At 52.6% G+C, this 17,312-nt stretch carries 14 protein-coding genes; 8 read left to right on the top strand and 6 right to left on the bottom strand.

Annotated features, from left to right (window positions below):
• Nucleotides 1-81 precede the first annotated feature (81 nt).
• Together HV261_RS20940 and HV261_RS20935 are read right to left on the bottom strand one after the other, a co-directional pair.
• Nucleotides 82-1,623, bottom strand: coding sequence for an MASE1 domain-containing sensor histidine kinase (locus tag HV261_RS20940; protein ID WP_202039342.1), 1,542 nt, complete (start codon nt 1,621-1,623; stop codon nt 82-84).
• Entirely contained in the window at nt 1,623-2,252 is a 630-nt protein-coding gene (locus HV261_RS20935; protein ID WP_202039734.1) for a response regulator, read from the bottom strand. The genes HV261_RS20940 and HV261_RS20935 overlap by 1 nt, the downstream gene beginning before the upstream one ends.
• Before the next feature lie 338 nt (nt 2,253-2,590).
• Between HV261_RS20935 and tauA the strand changes: the two genes are divergently transcribed.
• From tauA to tauD, 4 genes are read left to right on the top strand one after another with little or no spacing between them, the layout of a single operon-like run.
• Complete coding sequence (gene tauA / locus HV261_RS20930) at nt 2,591-3,553, top strand: taurine ABC transporter substrate-binding protein (RefSeq protein ID WP_202039341.1); 963 nt, start codon at nt 2,591-2,593, stop codon at nt 3,551-3,553.
• Between the two features lie 12 nt (nt 3,554-3,565).
• Nucleotides 3,566-4,333: a taurine ABC transporter ATP-binding subunit gene (tauB, locus tag HV261_RS20925; RefSeq protein ID WP_202039340.1), complete on the top strand. Its 768-nt coding sequence runs from the start codon at nt 3,566-3,568 to the stop codon at nt 4,331-4,333.
• Entirely contained in the window at nt 4,330-5,157 is an 828-nt protein-coding gene (gene tauC, locus HV261_RS20920) for a taurine ABC transporter permease TauC (protein WP_202039339.1), read from the top strand. The genes tauB and tauC overlap by 4 nt, the downstream gene beginning before the upstream one ends.
• Nucleotides 5,154-6,005, top strand: coding sequence for a taurine dioxygenase (tauD, locus tag HV261_RS20915; RefSeq protein WP_202039338.1), 852 nt, complete (start codon nt 5,154-5,156; stop codon nt 6,003-6,005). The genes tauC and tauD overlap by 4 nt, the downstream gene beginning before the upstream one ends.
• A gap of 58 nt (nt 6,006-6,063) precedes the next feature.
• On the opposite strand, the gene olsF is transcribed toward tauD, so the two are convergent.
• Both olsF and hemB read right to left on the bottom strand, forming a co-directional pair.
• Nucleotides 6,064-7,779 (bottom strand): bifunctional ornithine lipid synthase OlsF, encoded by a 1,716-nt coding sequence (gene olsF / locus HV261_RS20910; protein ID WP_202039337.1) that lies wholly within the window; start codon nt 7,777-7,779, stop codon nt 6,064-6,066.
• A 115-nt stretch (nt 7,780-7,894) separates the two neighbouring features.
• Nucleotides 7,895-8,869, bottom strand: a complete 975-nt coding sequence (hemB, locus tag HV261_RS20905; RefSeq protein WP_137384668.1) for a porphobilinogen synthase — start codon at nt 8,867-8,869, stop codon at nt 7,895-7,897.
• Between the two features lie 531 nt (nt 8,870-9,400).
• On the opposite strand from hemB, the gene HV261_RS20900 reads away from it, so the two are divergent.
• Together HV261_RS20900 and iprA are read left to right on the top strand one after the other, a co-directional pair.
• On the top strand, nt 9,401-12,307 hold the full coding sequence (locus HV261_RS20900) for an autotransporter YaiT-related protein (RefSeq protein WP_202039336.1): 2,907 nt from the start codon (nt 9,401-9,403) through the stop codon (nt 12,305-12,307).
• An 82-nt stretch (nt 12,308-12,389) separates the two neighbouring features.
• Nucleotides 12,390-13,013 carry a hydrogen peroxide resistance inhibitor IprA gene (iprA, locus tag HV261_RS20895; RefSeq protein WP_202039335.1) on the top strand — a complete coding sequence of 208 codons (624 nt, stop codon included), beginning with the start codon at nt 12,390-12,392 and terminating at the stop codon, nt 13,011-13,013.
• A 1-nt stretch (nt 13,014) separates the two neighbouring features.
• Here the strand turns inward: iprA and ampH are convergent, their stop codons facing one another.
• Entirely contained in the window at nt 13,015-14,172 is a 1,158-nt protein-coding gene (ampH, locus tag HV261_RS20890) for a D-alanyl-D-alanine-carboxypeptidase/endopeptidase AmpH (RefSeq protein WP_048212469.1), read from the bottom strand.
• A gap of 381 nt (nt 14,173-14,553) precedes the next feature.
• On the opposite strand from ampH, the gene sbmA reads away from it, so the two are divergent.
• Both sbmA and HV261_RS20880 read left to right on the top strand, forming a co-directional pair.
• Complete coding sequence (gene sbmA / locus HV261_RS20885; RefSeq protein WP_040232769.1) at nt 14,554-15,774, top strand: peptide antibiotic transporter SbmA; 1,221 nt, start codon at nt 14,554-14,556, stop codon at nt 15,772-15,774.
• Between the two features lie 14 nt (nt 15,775-15,788).
• Nucleotides 15,789-16,892: a DUF1615 domain-containing protein gene (locus HV261_RS20880; protein ID WP_202039334.1), complete on the top strand. Its 1,104-nt coding sequence runs from the start codon at nt 15,789-15,791 to the stop codon at nt 16,890-16,892.
• Here HV261_RS20880 and HV261_RS20875 read toward each other — a convergent pair.
• A complete protein-coding gene (locus tag HV261_RS20875) occupies nt 16,877-17,200 on the bottom strand; it encodes a YaiY family protein (protein ID WP_202039333.1) in 324 nt (107 codons plus the stop codon). The two genes, HV261_RS20880 and HV261_RS20875, sit on opposite strands and share 16 nt — an antisense overlap.
• Nucleotides 17,201-17,312: the final 112 nt, after the last annotated feature.

Here is a 17,312-nt window from a genome sequence, read left to right as displayed (position 1 = left end):
CGTCTCCGTTTTGCTGACTATAAGAAAGTGAAAGCGAAAGGGGATGAGAGAAAGTCCGCAGTGACTAAGACTTTTTCCTGGTTAAGGGGCGGTTTGTTGCAAATTTGTGGGCAGGTTAACAATTACCCGCGTGCCGTGGTTAGATTCGAGGGTCAGCTCACCGCCGAGCGCGCTGACCCTCTCACGCATTCCCTGGATACCAAAGCCGGGAATTTTTTCAGGCAGAATGCCCACGCCGTTGTCCGTAACTTCCAGCAACAGGCAGTGATCCCGTTGGTACAGCGCAATCGACACCTCGCTGGCATCGGCATGTTTACAGACGTTATTGAGCAATTCCTGCAACAGACGGTACAGCGTAAAGCGTACCGTTTCATTTTCTGGCGTATTTGCCAGTCGGTAATCAAACCGGCAGTGAATACCCCGTTCGGCAAAGGCAAATTCATTGACCAGATGGTGCAGCGCATCTTTAAAAGACAGCTCGTCAAGCGCGGGTGGGCGGAGCTGGCGCAGTAGCTGGCGGGTCGAGTGGTGGATTCGCCGGGCAAGATCGTTGATCTGGTTCGCCGCGTCGAGCGTTTGCTCAGGGCCCTGCGAACGTTTAACCAACTGAGATTGAATTTGAATGGCGGTAATGTTCTGGCCAATTTCATCATGCAGTTCCCGCGCCAGGCTTTTGCGCGTGTTTTCTTCGGTGCGGATCAGCTGTTCGGTCAGCGCGCGGCGCGCCGCCAGTTCGCTTTCCAGTCGCTGGCGATAATGGTGCAGGTTTTGCGCCAGATGCTGCTGGCGGCTGATGGCGATTCCCAGCCCGATGCCCAGCAGCGCCTGGGTGGCGAGGAAAATTTCCAGCTCCAGTAAGTTACTGAACCCGACGCCGATTTGCCGGGCGATGGTGATCATCATACTGCCGAGCAATCCGGACAACACGCCGCCCTGCCAGCCAAATTTCCACGCCATCACCACGTTGGGCAGGAACACGACAATCAGCAACAGGCGTTCGATGTCTGGCGAGAGCACCATCTGCGTGCCGATACCAATAATAAAGAACAGGCTGCACCAGATGATAAGCGAGGTGCGCAGCGGGGGATTGGTGGTATCCAGCCCGAGCAAATGATAGCGGTGCTGCTGGCGCAAAAATTCATAGATCAGATAGACAAACGGGGTGAGCAGCACGCCACCGGTAAACGACGCCAGACCGATTAACGTCGCCGGGCTTTGAATAAAGGGAGACAGCAGCGCGGTATTAAGCAGCGACGTGACCGTCACGGCGGCCAGCAACAAGGTGAGCCGCTGCCAGTAGAGCGGGAAGCGGTGCCAGTATGACTGACCGATACTGGCCGGTATCAGGCTTATCAGCGGTGCGGCCAGCAGAAGATAACCGTTGAGTAACTGTTCGTTGTGTAGCCAGAACAGGAGCAACACCGGCGGCAATACCAGCGCGGGCCAGTAGCGGCGGGACAGCAGGATCAATAGGGCGAGATACACGCCGTGCGGCAGAAATAATGCCGCCTGCTGACCGTTATGGGTCAGGTAAAACCCTAGCGTCCACAGCATCAGCCAGCCCGATCCCCAGGCCAGCAGAATAAACAGAGAAATAACCCAATGCCGAAGGTTACGCGACATTAATGCCCCGTTAATAGCTGGTGGTCGAGGGCAAAATGCACCAAATCGATGGTGCTATGGCATTGCAGCTTGCCCAGTACATTCGCACGGTGGACGTGGACCGTTTTATGACTGAGGTCGAGCTTAAAGGCGATCTCTTTCACACTGTCACCTTTGACCAGCAGATCAAACACTTCACGTTCGCGTGGGGTTAATACCTCCAGCACCTGTGCAGATTGCTCACCACCGCGTAACGCCCGCAGCGCGTCGGCGCACAGGTAATGGCCTCCCATACCGACTGAGCGCACCGCCTGTACCAACTCTTCCGGCCCACAGCGTTTGGTCAGATAACCGCTGGCCCCGGCATCCAGAGCGCTTTGTACAAACGTCGGCGCGTCATAAATACTGAGAATAATGGCGCGAAAGCCGGGTTTTTGCGCCCGCAGCCGTTTTAGCAGACTCAGACCATTTTCATCCGGCATGGCGATATCCATGACCGCGACATTGACGTCCTCGCGCAGTAATGCCGGCCAGGCCTCTGCCGCACTGCTGTACTGGCCGATAACGGCGAGATCCTCCTCGAGACCGAGTAATTGCGCAAAGCCGGAACGCACCACCACATGGTCATCCACCAGCACAACATGAATCATGATATTGCTCTCTTGCCTTACGAGGATATCTATGATGCCTGCCAGCGCCACGCTGGCAATCATCGTGGTGCAGTTATGTAACGAATGTAACAAAATCGCAATAATTTGCCGGGTGTTGTAGCGAGTGTCGGCCTGATAAGCGCAGCGCATCAGGCATTGATTGCCGGATGGCGGCGCAAGCGCCTTATCCGGCCTACGTTCTGTAATGAGCGAAATAGCTAACTATTGCCGCTTTTTTTCTAAAAACGCTTTGTTCTTAGCCAGAATTTTTAATTCCTTTATCAAATGGTGCCGCAACGAAATACTGCCTCCATAACAAGACAGGGGAGCAGACAATCATGGTTATTTCATCGCGTAACACACTTCTTGCCGCTCTGGCATTCATCGCATTTCAGGCTCAGGCGGTAAACGTCACAGTCGCCTATCAGACCTCCGCCGAACCGGCCAAAGTGGCGCAGGCGGATAACACCTTTGCTAAACAGAGCGGGGCCACCGTTGATTGGCGAAAATTCGACAGCGGGGCGAGCATCGTGCGTGCACTGGCTTCCGGCGATGTGCAGATTGGCAATCTCGGCTCCAGCCCGCTGGCCGTCGCTGCCAGTCAGCAGGTACCTATTGAAGTTTTCCTGCTGGCGTCAAAACTGGGTAGTTCTGAAGCGCTGGTAGTGAAGAAAAATATCAGTAAGCCGGAGGATTTGATTGGCAAACGCATTGCCGTGCCGTTTATTTCCACCACCCATTACAGCCTGCTGGCTGCGCTGAAACACTGGGGTATCAAACCCGGTCAGGTGGAGATTGTGAACCTGCAGCCGCCGGCAATTATTGCCGCCTGGCAGCGTGGCGATATTGATGGTGCTTACGTCTGGGCGCCGGCCGTCAATGCGCTGGAAAAAGAGGGCAAGGTATTAACCGATTCTGAAAAGGTTGGCGAGTGGGGCGCGCCGACGCTGGACGTGTGGGTGGTGCGCAAAGATTTTGCCGAGCAGCATCCCGAGGTGGTGAAAGCCTTTGTCAAAAGCGCGATTGATGCGCAGCAACCCTATATTGCTAACCCCGATGAATGGCTGAAACAGCCGGAGAATATCAGCAAGCTGTCGCGCTTAAGCGGCGTGCCGGAGGCGGATGTGCCGGGGCTGGTGAAAGGGAATACCTACCTGACTGCGCAACAGCAAACCGCCGAGCTGACCGGCCCGGTAAACAAAGCGATTGTCGATACTGCGCAGTTCCTCAAAGAGCAGGGCAAAGTGCCTGCTGTCGCGACGGATTACAGCCAGTACGTTACCGATCGCTTCGTGCAATAAAAGGAGGCGCTGATGCTGCAAATCTCTCATCTCGCCGCCAGCTACGGTGGAAAACCGGTACTGGACGATATCAACCTGACGCTTGATAGCGGCGAACTGCTGGTGGTGCTCGGGCCTTCCGGCTGCGGCAAAACCACACTGCTAAATCTGATTGCCGGGTTCGTGCCGTATCAGCACGGCAGCATTACGCTGTCAGGTCAGAAGGTGGAAGGTCCGGGCGCGGAGCGCGGGGTGGTATTCCAGAACGAAGGTCTGCTGCCCTGGCGTAACGTGCAGGATAATGTGGCCTTTGGTCTGCAACTGGCAGGAGTAGATAAAGTGCAGCGTCAGCGTATCGCCCAGGAGATGTTGCAGAAAGTGGGGCTGGACGATGCCGGAAAACGTTTTATCTGGCAGATTTCTGGCGGCCAGCGTCAGCGTGTTGGCATTGCCCGGGCGCTGGCGGCCAATCCACAGCTCCTGCTGCTCGATGAACCGTTTGGTGCGCTCGACGCGTTTACCCGCGAGCAGATGCAAACCCTGCTGCTGAAACTCTGGCATGAGACCGGCAAACAGGTGTTGTTAATTACGCACGATATTGAAGAAGCGGTATTTATGGCCACCGAGCTGGTGCTGCTCTCATCCGGCCCTGGTCGGGTGATGGAGCGTCTGCCGCTTAACTTTGCCCGGCGCTTTGTGGCCGGGGAAGCGAGCCGCAGTATTAAGTCCGATCCGCAGTTTATTGCCATGCGTGAGTACGTGCTAAGCCGCGTCTTTGCGCAACGGGAGGCGTTCTCATGAGCGTAGTGATTAATGATAAACCGCGACAGCGCACGCTGAACTGGCGCTGGCCGTTTTCACGTCAGATAACGTTAAGCCTTGGTACGCTGGTCGTCATTCTGGCGGTGTGGTGGACGGTGGCAGCGCTGCAATTAATCAGCCCGCTGTTTTTGCCAGCGCCCGGTCAGGTGCTGCAAAAGTTGATCACCATCGCCGGGCCACAAGGCTTTATGGATGCCACGCTGTGGCAACATTTGGCAGCGAGCCTGGCGCGAATTGTCATCGCCCTGCTGGCCGCCGTGCTGCTGGGCGTTCCGGTCGGGATCGCGATGGGCCTGAGCCCGACAATTCGCGGCATTCTCGATCCGATCATTGAATTGTACCGCCCGGTTCCGCCGCTGGCCTATTTACCGCTGATGGTGATCTGGTTTGGTATCGGTGAAACCTCCAAGATCTTATTGATCTACCTGGCGATTTTCGCGCCTGTTGCGATGTCGGCGCTGGCCGGTGTCCGCAGCGCGCAGCAGGTAAGAGTACGCGCCGCGCAATCACTGGGGGCCAGCCGTGCGCAGGTGTTGTGGTTTGTTATTTTACCCGGCGCATTACCTGAAATTCTGACCGGCCTGCGCATCGGGCTGGGTGTTGGCTGGTCAACGCTGGTGGCCGCGGAGTTGATTGCCGCCACGCGAGGTTTGGGTTTTATGGTCCAGTCCGCCGGTGAATTTCTGGCAACCGATGTGGTGCTGGCGGGGATCGCGGTCATTGCCGTTATCGCCTTTATTTTAGAACTGGGTTTGCGCGCGCTTCAGCGTCGTCTGACGCCCTGGCATGGAGAAGTACAATGAGTGAACGTCTGAGCATTACCCCGCTGGGGCCGTATATTGGCGCACAAATTTCCGGTGCGGACCTGACGCGTCCGCTAAGCGATAACCAGTTTGAGCAGCTTTATCATGCGGTGCTGCGCCATCAGGTGGTGTTCCTGCGTGAGCAGGTGATTACGCCGCAGCAGCAGAGAGCGCTGGCGCTACGTTTTGGCGATCTGCATATTCATCCGGTCTACCCGCACGCCGAGGACGCGGAAGAGATTATCGTGCTGGATACTCACAACGATAATCCGCCAGATAACGATAACTGGCACACCGATGTGACCTTTATCGACACGCCGCCTGCCGGGGCCATTCTGGCAGCAAAAATGCTACCTTCGACCGGAGGCGATACGCTGTGGACCAGCGGGATTGCCGCTTATGAGGCGCTCTCTGAGCCGTTTCGCCAGTTGCTTAGCGGCCTGCGGGCTGAGCATGATTTTCGTAAATCATTCCAGGAGTACAAATACCGTAAGACGGAAGAAGAGCACCAGCGCTGGCTGGAGGCGGTGGCGAAGCATCCACCCCTGTTGCATCCGGTGGTGCGCACGCATCCGGTGAGCGGGAAGCAGGCGCTGTTCGTGAATGAAGGATTTACCACGCGAATTGTCGATGTGACGGAAAAAGAGGGCGAGGCGTTACTGAGCTTTTTATTCGCGCATATCACTAAACCAGAGTTTCAGGTGCGCTGGCGCTGGCAGCCTGACGATGTGGCGATTTGGGATAACCGCGTGACGCAGCATTACGCCAATGCGGATTATCTGCCGCAGCGGCGCATTATGCATCGGGCCACGATTTTAGGGGATAAGCCGTTCTATCGTGCGTCGTAACAGAGAATTACACCGTTCGGCACGCTGCGGTACCGTGCCGAATGGCGACACAAACGTCTTATTCTGCCTGCGAAACCAAATGCGGTTCGATATACCGCTGGTAACGATTTGCCTTCAGATACGTTAAATCCACCAGCACCAGGCCATCCACGCAGTTGTTAAAGTCCGGGTCGCTGCCAAAGTCGATAAACTGTACGCCACCTGGCTCACACACTGCGGAATATTGCTTGTAGAGTGGTGGAATACCACAACCAAGGTTGCCGAGCAGCGACTTCAGCCGCGTCAGGTCTTCGCTGTAATCCTCCCCGCCAAACTGCGCCAGTGCGTCGGGTAACGAGGCCGGGTACGGTCGACGCGACTCCGCCAGCGGATGCGTTGCCGGAAACCACAGGCGATAAAAGGCAACCAGCAGATCGCGGGCCGAAGGCGGTAAGCCACCAGAAATAGAGACCGGGCCAAACAGGTAGCGATAGTGTGGATGGCGCGCCAGATACGCGCCGATACCGGACCACAGATAGTCCAGCCCGCGGCGTCCCCAGTAGCGTGGCTGAATAAAGCTGCGCCCCAGCTCAATACCGTGTTGGAGGATATCGTCCATCCGTTCGTCGTAATGAAACAGGCTATAGCTGTAAATGCCGTCCAGCCCGCGCTTTTCCATCTGCAGGGCGGTCGGCATAAAGCGGTAGGCTCCGACGATCTCCAGATCGTCTTCATCCCACAGGATCAGATGCAGGTAGTCATCGTCATGACTGTCGATGTCGCGGCGTTTGCCGCTGCCTTCACCTACCGCGCGGAAGGCGATTTCCCGCAGACGGCCCAGCTCGCGTAGCAACGGAGCCTCTTCCTGACCGTTACGTTGCCAGAGATAGATAACCTTACCGTCTGCTGTACGCCCCAGGCACTCGGCCTGGTGTAGCTCGCGCTTGAGCAGGGCACGGGGTTCCGGGCGAGCGATCGCGCTTTCGGTTTTAAAAACGCCCGGCAGTCCTTTCCCCAGTAGCTGAACGTGTTGGTAGCACTTGTCTGTCATTTCTCGCGGCGTGGTTTGCGGGGTGCACCATGTCGACCACGCAATTTGCTCGCCAATGGTCACCGGCAGGTTGCTGTTCCGGCGGCGGAACATCTGCTGCATTAACAACAGCATCGGCAGGTTTTGCGACACCAGAGTGCTGGCATAAAACAGCGTACTGTTGCGTGCCTCAATCCACGCAGGTAAGAGCGGTGCGCGGTATTTGGCGGCGAGCTTAATAAAGCCGGAGTGCCATTTTTTATCGTGAATGCCGCGCCGGGTTATGCGCGAAACCTCACCGGCCGGGAAGAAGATCAGCACACCGCCGTTTTGCAACTGTCGGTCCATCTGCTGTAGCGCCGCTTTAGCGGTGCGGCCATTAATATTATCCACCGGAATAAACAGCGAACTGAGCGGTTCAAGATGGCTGAGCATGCGGTTGGTGACGACTTTAACATCGCGGCGAACGCGAGAGACGGCGTACAGCAGGGCCAGGCCGTCGAGTGTGCCGGTAGGGTGGTTGGCGATGATAACCAGCGGCCCTTGTTCGGGAATTCGTTCCAGACTACGGACCGGAATTTGACAGTGAATGTTGAGATGCTCCAGCACCTGTTCGACGGTATCTAACCCTTTCAGATGGCGGTGACGAGCGGCAAACTGTTGGAATTCCTCTTCATGTAACAGTTTTCTCAGTACTTTTTTTTGCCACGGGGCGGGCCTCGCCTCTGGCCACAGGTCGTCGATGACATTGTCGAGACTAAACATAGCGGCTCCTCCTCTGTCCTTTTGTGACAGTAGAAGGGCGATGTGTCGGTTAGATGGCGGTTTGGTGACGTTTTATGATAAAACGCCCCGCAGTGCGGGGCGTTGAAAGGAGGAATTAACGCAGGATTTTTTTCTCAGCCAGATCGCGTGCGAAGTAGCTGAAAATCAGATCCGCGCCAGCGCGCTTGATCGAGCCTAAGCTTTCCAGTACCACTTTCTCTTCATCTATAGCACCCGCCATCGCCGCGAATTTGATCATCGCGTATTCACCGCTGACCTGATAAGCGCCAATCGGCAGCTCGGTGCGCTCGCGGATATCGCGCAGGATATCGAGGTATGCGCCAGCCGGTTTGACCATCAGGCAGTCTGCGCCCTGGGCTTCATCCAGCAATGATTCGCGGATCGCTTCACGGCGGTTCATCGGGTTCATCTGATAGGTTTTACGATCGCCTTTCAGCGCGGTGCCTGCGGCTTCACGGAACGGGCCGTAGAACGAAGAGGCAAATTTGGTGGAGTAGGACATGATCGCGGTATCGGTGAAACCCGCGGCGTCCAGCGCCTGGCGAATTGCCTGCACCTGGCCGTCCATCGCGGCGGAAGGCGCGATGAAGTCAGCGCCCGCAGCGGCGGCAACCACCGCCTGCTTGCCTAGATTGGCCAGGGTTAAATCGTTATCAACGCCGTGCTCGCATAATACGCCGCAGTGGCCGTGCGAAGTGTATTCACAGAAGCAGGTGTCGGACATGACGATCATTTCCGGTACGGTCTGCTTACAGATACGCGACATGCGCGCCACCAGACCGTCTTCTTTCCAGGCGTCGCTGCCGGTGTCATCGGTGTGGTGGGAGATACCGAAGGTCATCACCGAGCGGATTCCGGCGTTGGCAATGCGTTCAATCTCGCGTGCCAGATGTTTTTCCGGAATGCGCATCACGCCTGGCATGGCCTCGATGGCTTTGTAATCGTCGAGTTCTTCTTCAACAAAGATCGGCAACACCAGGTCATTTAAGCTCAGTGTTGTCTCTTCAAACATAGCGCGCAGCGCAGGGGATTTGCGCAGGCGGCGAGGGCGTTGGATTAGGTCTGTCATGGTATGCCTGATGTTTGTGAAATCGAAGGCCGTAGTATACCCGAACCTGAGGGCGGGTGGTTTACGAAAGTTGGCGTTATGCGAGTGAGGCTCCACGCTTAATAGCCTCTCTTAAATATATACTATTTATATTTTTGTGGTGTTTATTATTTTAGATATCGATTGGTTTTAATCCTGGTTCGGTTTTGCTTAATGGTTAATTAAGCCATGAAGGTTTTAATAGCATTTATTTTCTGTGTTTTTGTTTTCTTTTTAAATAATATGATAAATGTATGGGTTTGATGTTTTTATGATTTTAATGAATTGAATTTAAATATTTTTTCTTTTTCTTATAGGGTTTTCTTAATTGTCTTATTTGTGGTCTGCTTTCGGACTTAAGGCAAAGAATAATTGAACCTTTCATCTGTGACGCCGCATAATCGTTTCCGAGAAACATTAATGTTTCCTATGCATTGATAATTGCTATGCATAATTGCTATGCATTGATAATTGATGGATCAACTATATCACGTCCCTGAGGAGGGATGACAAATGCACACTTGGAAAAAGAAACTCGTAGTCTCACAGTTAGCATTAGCTTGCACTTTGGCAATCAATTCTCAGGCGAATGCTACTACTTATGATACCTGGACCTATGTTGATAACCCGTCTACTGCACTTAACTGGGACAGTATGGATGCCCCAGGCACTGTAGATGGTAACTATGTGAATTATAGTGGTTTTGTTTACTATAATAATGCTAATGGCGATTTTGATCAGTCCTTTAACGGTGATACTGTTAACGGAACAATTTCAACCTACTACCTGAATCATGATTACACTGATGGTGTTGCGAATACGTTAGATATTAGTAATTCAGTGATTCATGGTTCAATCACATCCGCGCTGCCAGGCGGCTATTATGATCGTCCGAATGGAAAAGGCTATTCTTTCTACGACAGCAATATGCCTGCGGTTGATGGTAACTGGTACGATGGTGATGTGTTCACTCTGAATATTGCTAACTCCACCATTGATGATGACTACGAAGCGCTGTATTTTACTGATTCCTATCTTGATGGTGGTGTGACTAAATCCACCAACGAAAGATTTGACGTCAGCGAAGGTGTAGCGGTTAATCTTGATGTAGAAAGCAACATCAACATTTCCAACAACTCTCATGTTGCCGGTATCGCCCTGTCTCAGGGGAATACAAACAACGACACCTATACAACGGAATCCCATACCTGGGATAACAACATCAATGTTTATGATTCTACAGTAACTTCTGGTTCAGATGTCATTCTGGAAGGTAACTCCGGATTCTTTGGGCATTCTGATGAGCCGAGTGATTATACTGGTCCGGGCGATGTTGCATTGTCTTTCACTGACAGCAATCAATCAGATTATGCAATGAAGAACAATGTGTACTTTAGCAATTCAACGTTGATGGGTGATGTCAAATTTACCAGCACCTGGAACGCCAATTTTGATCCGATTGGTCATGACTCAAACGGCGATGGTGTGGTTGATACCAACGGTGGTTGGGCTGACGATAGCCTCAACGTCGATGAACTGAACCTGACTCTTGATAATGGTAGCAAGTGGGTTGGTCAAGCGACTTTTGTTGCTGAAACAATCTATCCAGCAAACATGTTTGATGTTGCTACCAATAGCCTTACTCCAGATGCAACCTCTGAAAATAATGCCTGGGGACGTGTCGATGGTAATGAAGTGTTCCAGAGCGGTCTGTTTAACGTCGCGTTAAACAACGGTTCTGAGTGGGATACTGTTGGGGATTCTCTTGTTGATACGTTGACTGTAAACAATGGCTCTCAGGTTAATGTCGCTGATTCTGCTTTGGTATCCGACACTATTGGCTTGACCAATGGTTCTTCCATGAATATCGGTGAAGGTGGGCTAGTTGCAACCGATCACCTGACCATTGACAGTTACAGTACGGTTGCACTGACTGATAATATCACGGGATATGGTGGAGGAACTTATTACTCGTCTCTGTATGCTAACACTATTACCGTAACTAACGGTGGTATGTTGGATGTGAATGTTGATCAGTTTGATAATGGTGTATTCAGCACTGATACCCTGGAACTGACCAGTGGCAACGTTGCGGATAACAGCGGTCATGTTATCTCGGGTGTGTTCGACATCCACAGCAGCGATTATGTTCTGAACGCTGATCTGGTGAACGACCGTACCAACGATACTCATCAGGCTAACTATGGCTACGGTATTGTCGCGATGAATGCCGATGGTCATCTGACTGTCAACGGTAACGGCGATATCAACAATGGCGATGAACTGGACAACAGCGCTGCTGACAACACCGTAGCCGCAACCGGTAACTATAAAGTTCGTATTGATAACGCCACTGGCGCAGGTTCTGTTGCTGATTACAAAGGCAACGAGCTGATCTACGTTAACGACGCGAATACCACTGCGACCTTCTCAGCAGCCAACAAAGCTGACCTGGGTGCGTACACCTATCGGGCACAGCAGCAGGGTAACACCGTTGTTCTGCAACAGATGGAGCTGACAGACTACGCGAACATGGCGCTGAGCATCCCGTCTGCTAACACCAATATCTGGAATCTGGAACAAGATACCGTTGGTACTCGTCTGACTAACGCACGTCATGGTCTGGTTGATAACGGTGGCGCATGGGTAAGCTACTTCGGTGGTAGCTTCGATGCGGATAACGGCACCATTAACTACGATCAGGACGTTAATGGCATCATGGTCGGTGTTGATTCCAAAATTGATGGTAACAATGCTAAGTGGATTGTCGGTGCCGCAGCAGGCTTCGCGAAAGGAGATATGAGCGACCGTAGCGGTCAGGTGGATCAGGACAGCCAGACTGCCTACATCTACTCTTCTGCTCACTTTGCCAACAACATCTTTGTTGATGGTAACTTAAGCTACTCTCACTTCAACAACGATCTGTCCGCCAGCATGAGCAACGGTCAGTATGTTGATGGCAGCACCTCTTCTGATGCCTGGGGCTTTGGCTTGAAACTGGGTTATGACCTGAAGCTGGGTGATGCGGGCTACGTAACGCCTTACGGTAGCGTATCCGGTCTGTTCCAGTCTGGTGATGACTATAAGCTGAGCAACGACATGAAAGTTGACGGTCAGTCTTATGACAGCATGCGTTATGAATTGGGTGTTGATGCAGGTTATACCTTCGCGTACAGTGATGACCAGGCTCTGACTCCGTACTTCAAACTGGCCTATGTTTACGATGACTCTAACAATGACTCTGACGTAAACGGCGACTCTATCGACAATGGCGTAGAAGGTTCTGCAGTACGTGTTGGACTGGGTACTCAGTTCAGCTTTACCAAAAACTTCAGCGCGTACACCGATGCTAACTACCTCGGCGGCGGTGATGTTGATCAAGACTGGTCTGCGAATGTAGGCGTTAAATATACCTGGTAAGCATTCCTCTTAGAGGACTCGGTATTTTAATCCCAATAAGCCCGTCAAGGATTTGACGGGCTTTTATGCAAGGAATGCGTAAATGTTATCTGTAGATAAGCCTTTTCTGGAGTTTGGTAAGCTGGATAAATGTTTATCGAAATATGGTGAGCGTTTTGAATATGAAAATGAAAAGCAAATAATATATTCCAGTGATGTAAATAAAAACGACACTTTTGTTATTTTAAAAGGGGTTATCTCGCTGAGACGAGGAGAAAACATACTGGTTGGCATTACACAGGCACCGTTTATTATGGGACTTGCTGATGGTGTGATGAAAACAGATGTTCAATATAGATTAATAACAGAAAGTTACTGTGCGGGTTATTATCTGCCAGCGACCAAAACGATTGGTATTATTGAACAATGTCAACTATGGCGCGAAGCCTTTAGCTGGTTAGCATGGCAGCACTGCATGCTTGAATTACGCGACCTGCAATTAATTGGCAATAACTCCTACGATCAGATCCGTGCCACGCTGATATCCATGATGAAATGGGATGAGTTACTGCGCTCTCGCGTTGGCGTTATGAACTATATCCACCAGCGTACACGCATTTCACGCTCTGTCGTTGCTGAAGTTCTCTCGGCACTGCGTAAAGGCGGCTACATTGAAATGAATAAAGGCAAACTGGTGAGCATTAACCGTTTGCCTTTTGAGTATTGAATCAGGAGGCGGGGATCACTTGCGGTTTGTTGCCGCTCAGTTCGCTCACCAGATTGTTGATCCCGTCGCTCATATTGGTAAAGCGGGTCAGCGGGGAGCGGGTCACCACGACAAAGGCCCCGACGTTTTGCTGTGGGATCATCGCCATATAGGTAATGAAGCCACCGCCGCCACCGGTTTTTTGAATAATTCCTGGTCGCCCATTCTTCGGCGCCATATAGACCCAGCCCAAACCTAGCGCATCGGCTCTGCCCGGAACATCCATCCCTATCACTTTGGTTAACTGCGTACGCTGATAAATCAGCGTCTGCATCCGGTCGGCCTGCTGGCTACGATGATAAAAATCAGAGGAGAGATACTGTTGCATCCAGCGCATCATATCGCCGGGCGTAGAATAGACGCCGCCGCTGCCCATGGCCGCCAGCGTATTGTTACACGGGCTGGCGCCTTTTTCCGCGACCATCAGACGTGCGCACTGATCGGGGGACGGGGTAAAGGTAGTGTCTTTCATCCCGAGTGGTCGGGTGATTTTCTCTTCAAACAACTGCGGATAAGGTTTGCCGGACGCGGTTCCCAGCGCATCGGCCAGCAGGTCAAACGCCAGGTTCGAATAGGATGCCTGCGAGCCCGGTGCGGCTTTTAGCGTTGCGGTTGAGAGATAGCTCCAGCGTTGCTCGCGAGTCGGCCAGACAAAGACCGGGCGTTTTGCCGCGCCGCCAGGTTGCTCGCGTGGCAGTGCGCTGGTGTGCGTCGCCAGATTCACCAGCGTAATAGGCGTTCCCTGATATGTCGGAACGCGTGCGCCTGGTGGTGCATATTTACTCAATGGATCGTTGAGTTTTACTGTGCCCTGATCGAGTAATTTCACTAACATTTCGCTGGTCATTAATTTGGTCAACGACGCGATGCGAATGACGGAATCCAACTGCGGGTGAACATTATTGCCGGGGCGTGTTTCACCAAAGCTACGAAACACGCGCTGATTACCATCAATCACCACAAGCGCCATCCCTGTAGCTCCGCTGCCGTAGAAAATATGATCGGCATACCGGTCGACGATGTCAGAGGCAAAGACGGGATCGGTTATAGGCTGTGCCGCCTGGACAGATGTCAATGACGCCGCACACAGCGCGGCAGAAAAAAGCAGACTACGTTTCAACGGTGGTGTCCATGAGTTAGAGGAAATAAAAGATGACGTGCGTATGCGTATTTATACTACTCGTTGGCATATTGCAAAGCGCTTATCAGCCAATGATAGTGGGAAAAACGTAACGATGAGTAAACGTGGGCTTTTCCCGGAGAGTGGATGTTCGCTTTTGTGATCTCACGCTGTAATAATCTGAACATGCCGGAACGCTGTCGGTGTGAAAACCGCAGAAACAATTCTACAAAACCAGATAGCGAACTAAGTGCGTCGGTTCTGGTCACAATTGTCGGTTTCAGCTTGTGTTTATTGGGCGTAAGCCGTCTTGCCGCGGTAAACCACCGTGGCAAATGCACAGCAGTCGTCATAACGATAAGAAGTTAGCAGGAGAGCACTATGTTTAAGTCTTTTTTCCCAAAGCCGGGGCCGTTCTTTATTTCGGCATTTATTTGGGCACTGGTCGCTGTTGTATTTTGGCAGGCTGGAGGGGGAGCCTGGGTTGCACAGATTACCGGCGCATCGGGGGATGTACCGATTAGCGCAGCGCGATTCTGGTCGCTGGATTATCTGATTTTTTATGCGTACTACATTCTGTGCGTTGGCGTGTTTGCGCTGTTCTGGTTTATCTACAGTCCGCACCGCTGGCAGTACTGGTCGATACTCGGTACCTCGCTGATTATCTTCGTTACCTGGTTTCTGGTTGAAGTCGGCGTCGCCGTCAACGCCTGGTATGCGCCGTTCTATGACCTGATTCAAACCGCGCTCAGCACGCCGCATAAGGTGAAAATTGAGCAGTTCTATCAGGAAGTGGGGATATTTCTCGGGATTGCGCTGATAGCCGTCGTCATTGGTGTGATGAACAACTTCTTCGTCAGCCATTACGTCTTCCGCTGGCGTACCGCGATGAACGAACATTATATGGCGCACTGGCAGCATCTGCGTCATATCGAAGGTGCGGCGCAGCGTGTGCAGGAAGACACCATGCGTTTCGCTTCCACGCTGGAAGACATGGGCGTGAGTTTTATTAACGCGATTATGACGCTGATTGCCTTCCTGCCGGTACTGGTTACGCTCTCTGCGCATGTCCCGGATCTGCCGATTGTTGGGCATATTCCCTACGGTCTGGTGATTGCCGCGATTGTCTGGTCGTTGATGGGGACCGGGCTGCTGGCTGTGGTGGGGATCAAACTGCCTGGGCTGGAGTTCAAAAATCAGCGGGTGGAAGCGGCGTACCGTAAAGAGCTGGTGTACGGTGAAGATGATGGTAATCGCGCGACGCCGCCGACGGTTCGCGAGCTGTTCCACGCGGTGCGTCAAAACTATTTTCGCCTCTATTTTCACTATATGTACTTCAATATTGCCCGTATTCTTTACCTGCAGGTTGATAACGTTTTCGGCTTGTTCCTGCTGTTTCCATCGATTGTTGCCGGTACGATTACGCTCGGTCTGATGACGCAAATCACCAACGTGTTTGGTCAGGTACGCGGTTCGTTCCAGTATTTGATTAATTCGTGGACGACGCTGGTTGAGCTGATGTCTATCTATAAGCGTCTGCGTAGCTTCGAGCGTGAACTGGATGGTCAGGAAATTCAGGCTGTTACCCATACGCTTAGCTAACAAAAGGAGATGTTATGTCGACGGTTTCCCGTCTTTACCCCTGGTCTGGTCTGGCGGCGTTGGTGCTGGTGGGGTGTAGTAGCCAACCCGCGCAGCCATTAAAAAAGGGGGAGAAAGCCGTCGATGTGGCGAGCGTGGTGCGGCAAAAAATGCCTGCCAGTGTGAAAGACCGGGACGCGTGGGCGCAGGACCTGGCGAAAACGTTTGCCAGTCAGAAGCTGGCGCCGACGGTTGAAAATATCTGTTCGGTGCTGGCGGTGGCGCAGCAGGAGTCCAACTATCAGGCCGATCCGGTTGTCCCGAATTTAAGCAAAATAGCCTGGAAAGAGATTGACCGTCGCGCCGAGCGTATGCATATCCCGGTGTTTTTGGTTCATACCGCACTGAAGATTAACTCGCCAAATGGGAAAAGCTACAGCGAGCGTCTGGATTCAGTGAAGACGGAAAAGCAGCTTAGCGCCATTTTTGATGATTTCATCAATATGGTGCCGATGGGACAGACGTTGTTTGGTTCGCTCAACCCGGTGCATACCGGGGGACCGATGCAGGTCAGCATTGCGTTTGCCGAACAGCATACTTCCGGATACCCGTGGAAAATGGAAGGAACGGTACGTCAGGAGGTCTTCACCCTGCGCGGCGGACTCTGGTTCGGCACGTATCACTTGCTGAATTACCCGGCGAACTATAGCGCACCCATCTTCCGTTTCGCGGATTTTAATGCGGGATGGTACGCCAGCCGTAATGCGGCGTTTCAGAATGCCGTCAGCAAAGCCAGTGGTGTGAAGCTGGCGCTGGATGGGGATTTGATTCTCTACAACAGCAAAGAACCGGGCAAAACGGAGCTGGCAGTACGCAAGCTTGCCGGGAAGCTGGGGATGAGTGAGAGCGATATCCATCGTCAGTTGCAAAAAGGCGACAGCCTGGCCTTCGAGGAGACGGCGCTGTACGAGAAGATGTATAAGCTGGCGGAAGCGAAGGCAGGAAAAGCGTTACCACGGGAAATGCTGCCAGGTATTCAACTGGAAAGCCCGAAGATTACGCGTAATTTGACCACGGCATGGTTTGCTAAACGCGTGGATGATCGTCGGGCGAAGTGTATGGGTCAGTCATCGTTATGATGACGATGGCGCCAGCGCATTACCGCCGCGATAACGCCAAGGATAAGGCAGCCAGTGAGGAAGGGAATCAGTCCAAACAGCGTGCCGACGCCTAAGCCAATTTCAACGCGTGGGCGTCCGGTCTCTTGCATCTGTAGCTGCATCAGTTCTTCATAGATACCGGGCGCGTGGGCTAACAGATTTAAAACCTGAGCTCCGGCCCAGAAGCAAAACAGCACAAAAACGGCATACGCAATGTTGCCGGGCAGAGAGGAGGTATCTCGATGCTTGCCCTTAAACAGGGATTTTGAGAGCGTAAAATCAGCCATAGGGACCTCCAGAAATATCCTGCGTTGTCGATGCCATACCAGTAACTGACAGTGAGTCTGACAGGTGATCGGGATTGTCAATATCAGAATGATGGTAATTTCAGGTAGAGAT

Source organism: Citrobacter sp. RHBSTW-00671, from assembly GCF_014103415.1.
In the GTDB taxonomy this organism is placed as follows: domain Bacteria; phylum Pseudomonadota; class Gammaproteobacteria; order Enterobacterales; family Enterobacteriaceae; genus Citrobacter.
Note: the sequence above shows the minus strand (reverse complement) of the source record. Positions and strands in the feature narration are given on the sequence as shown.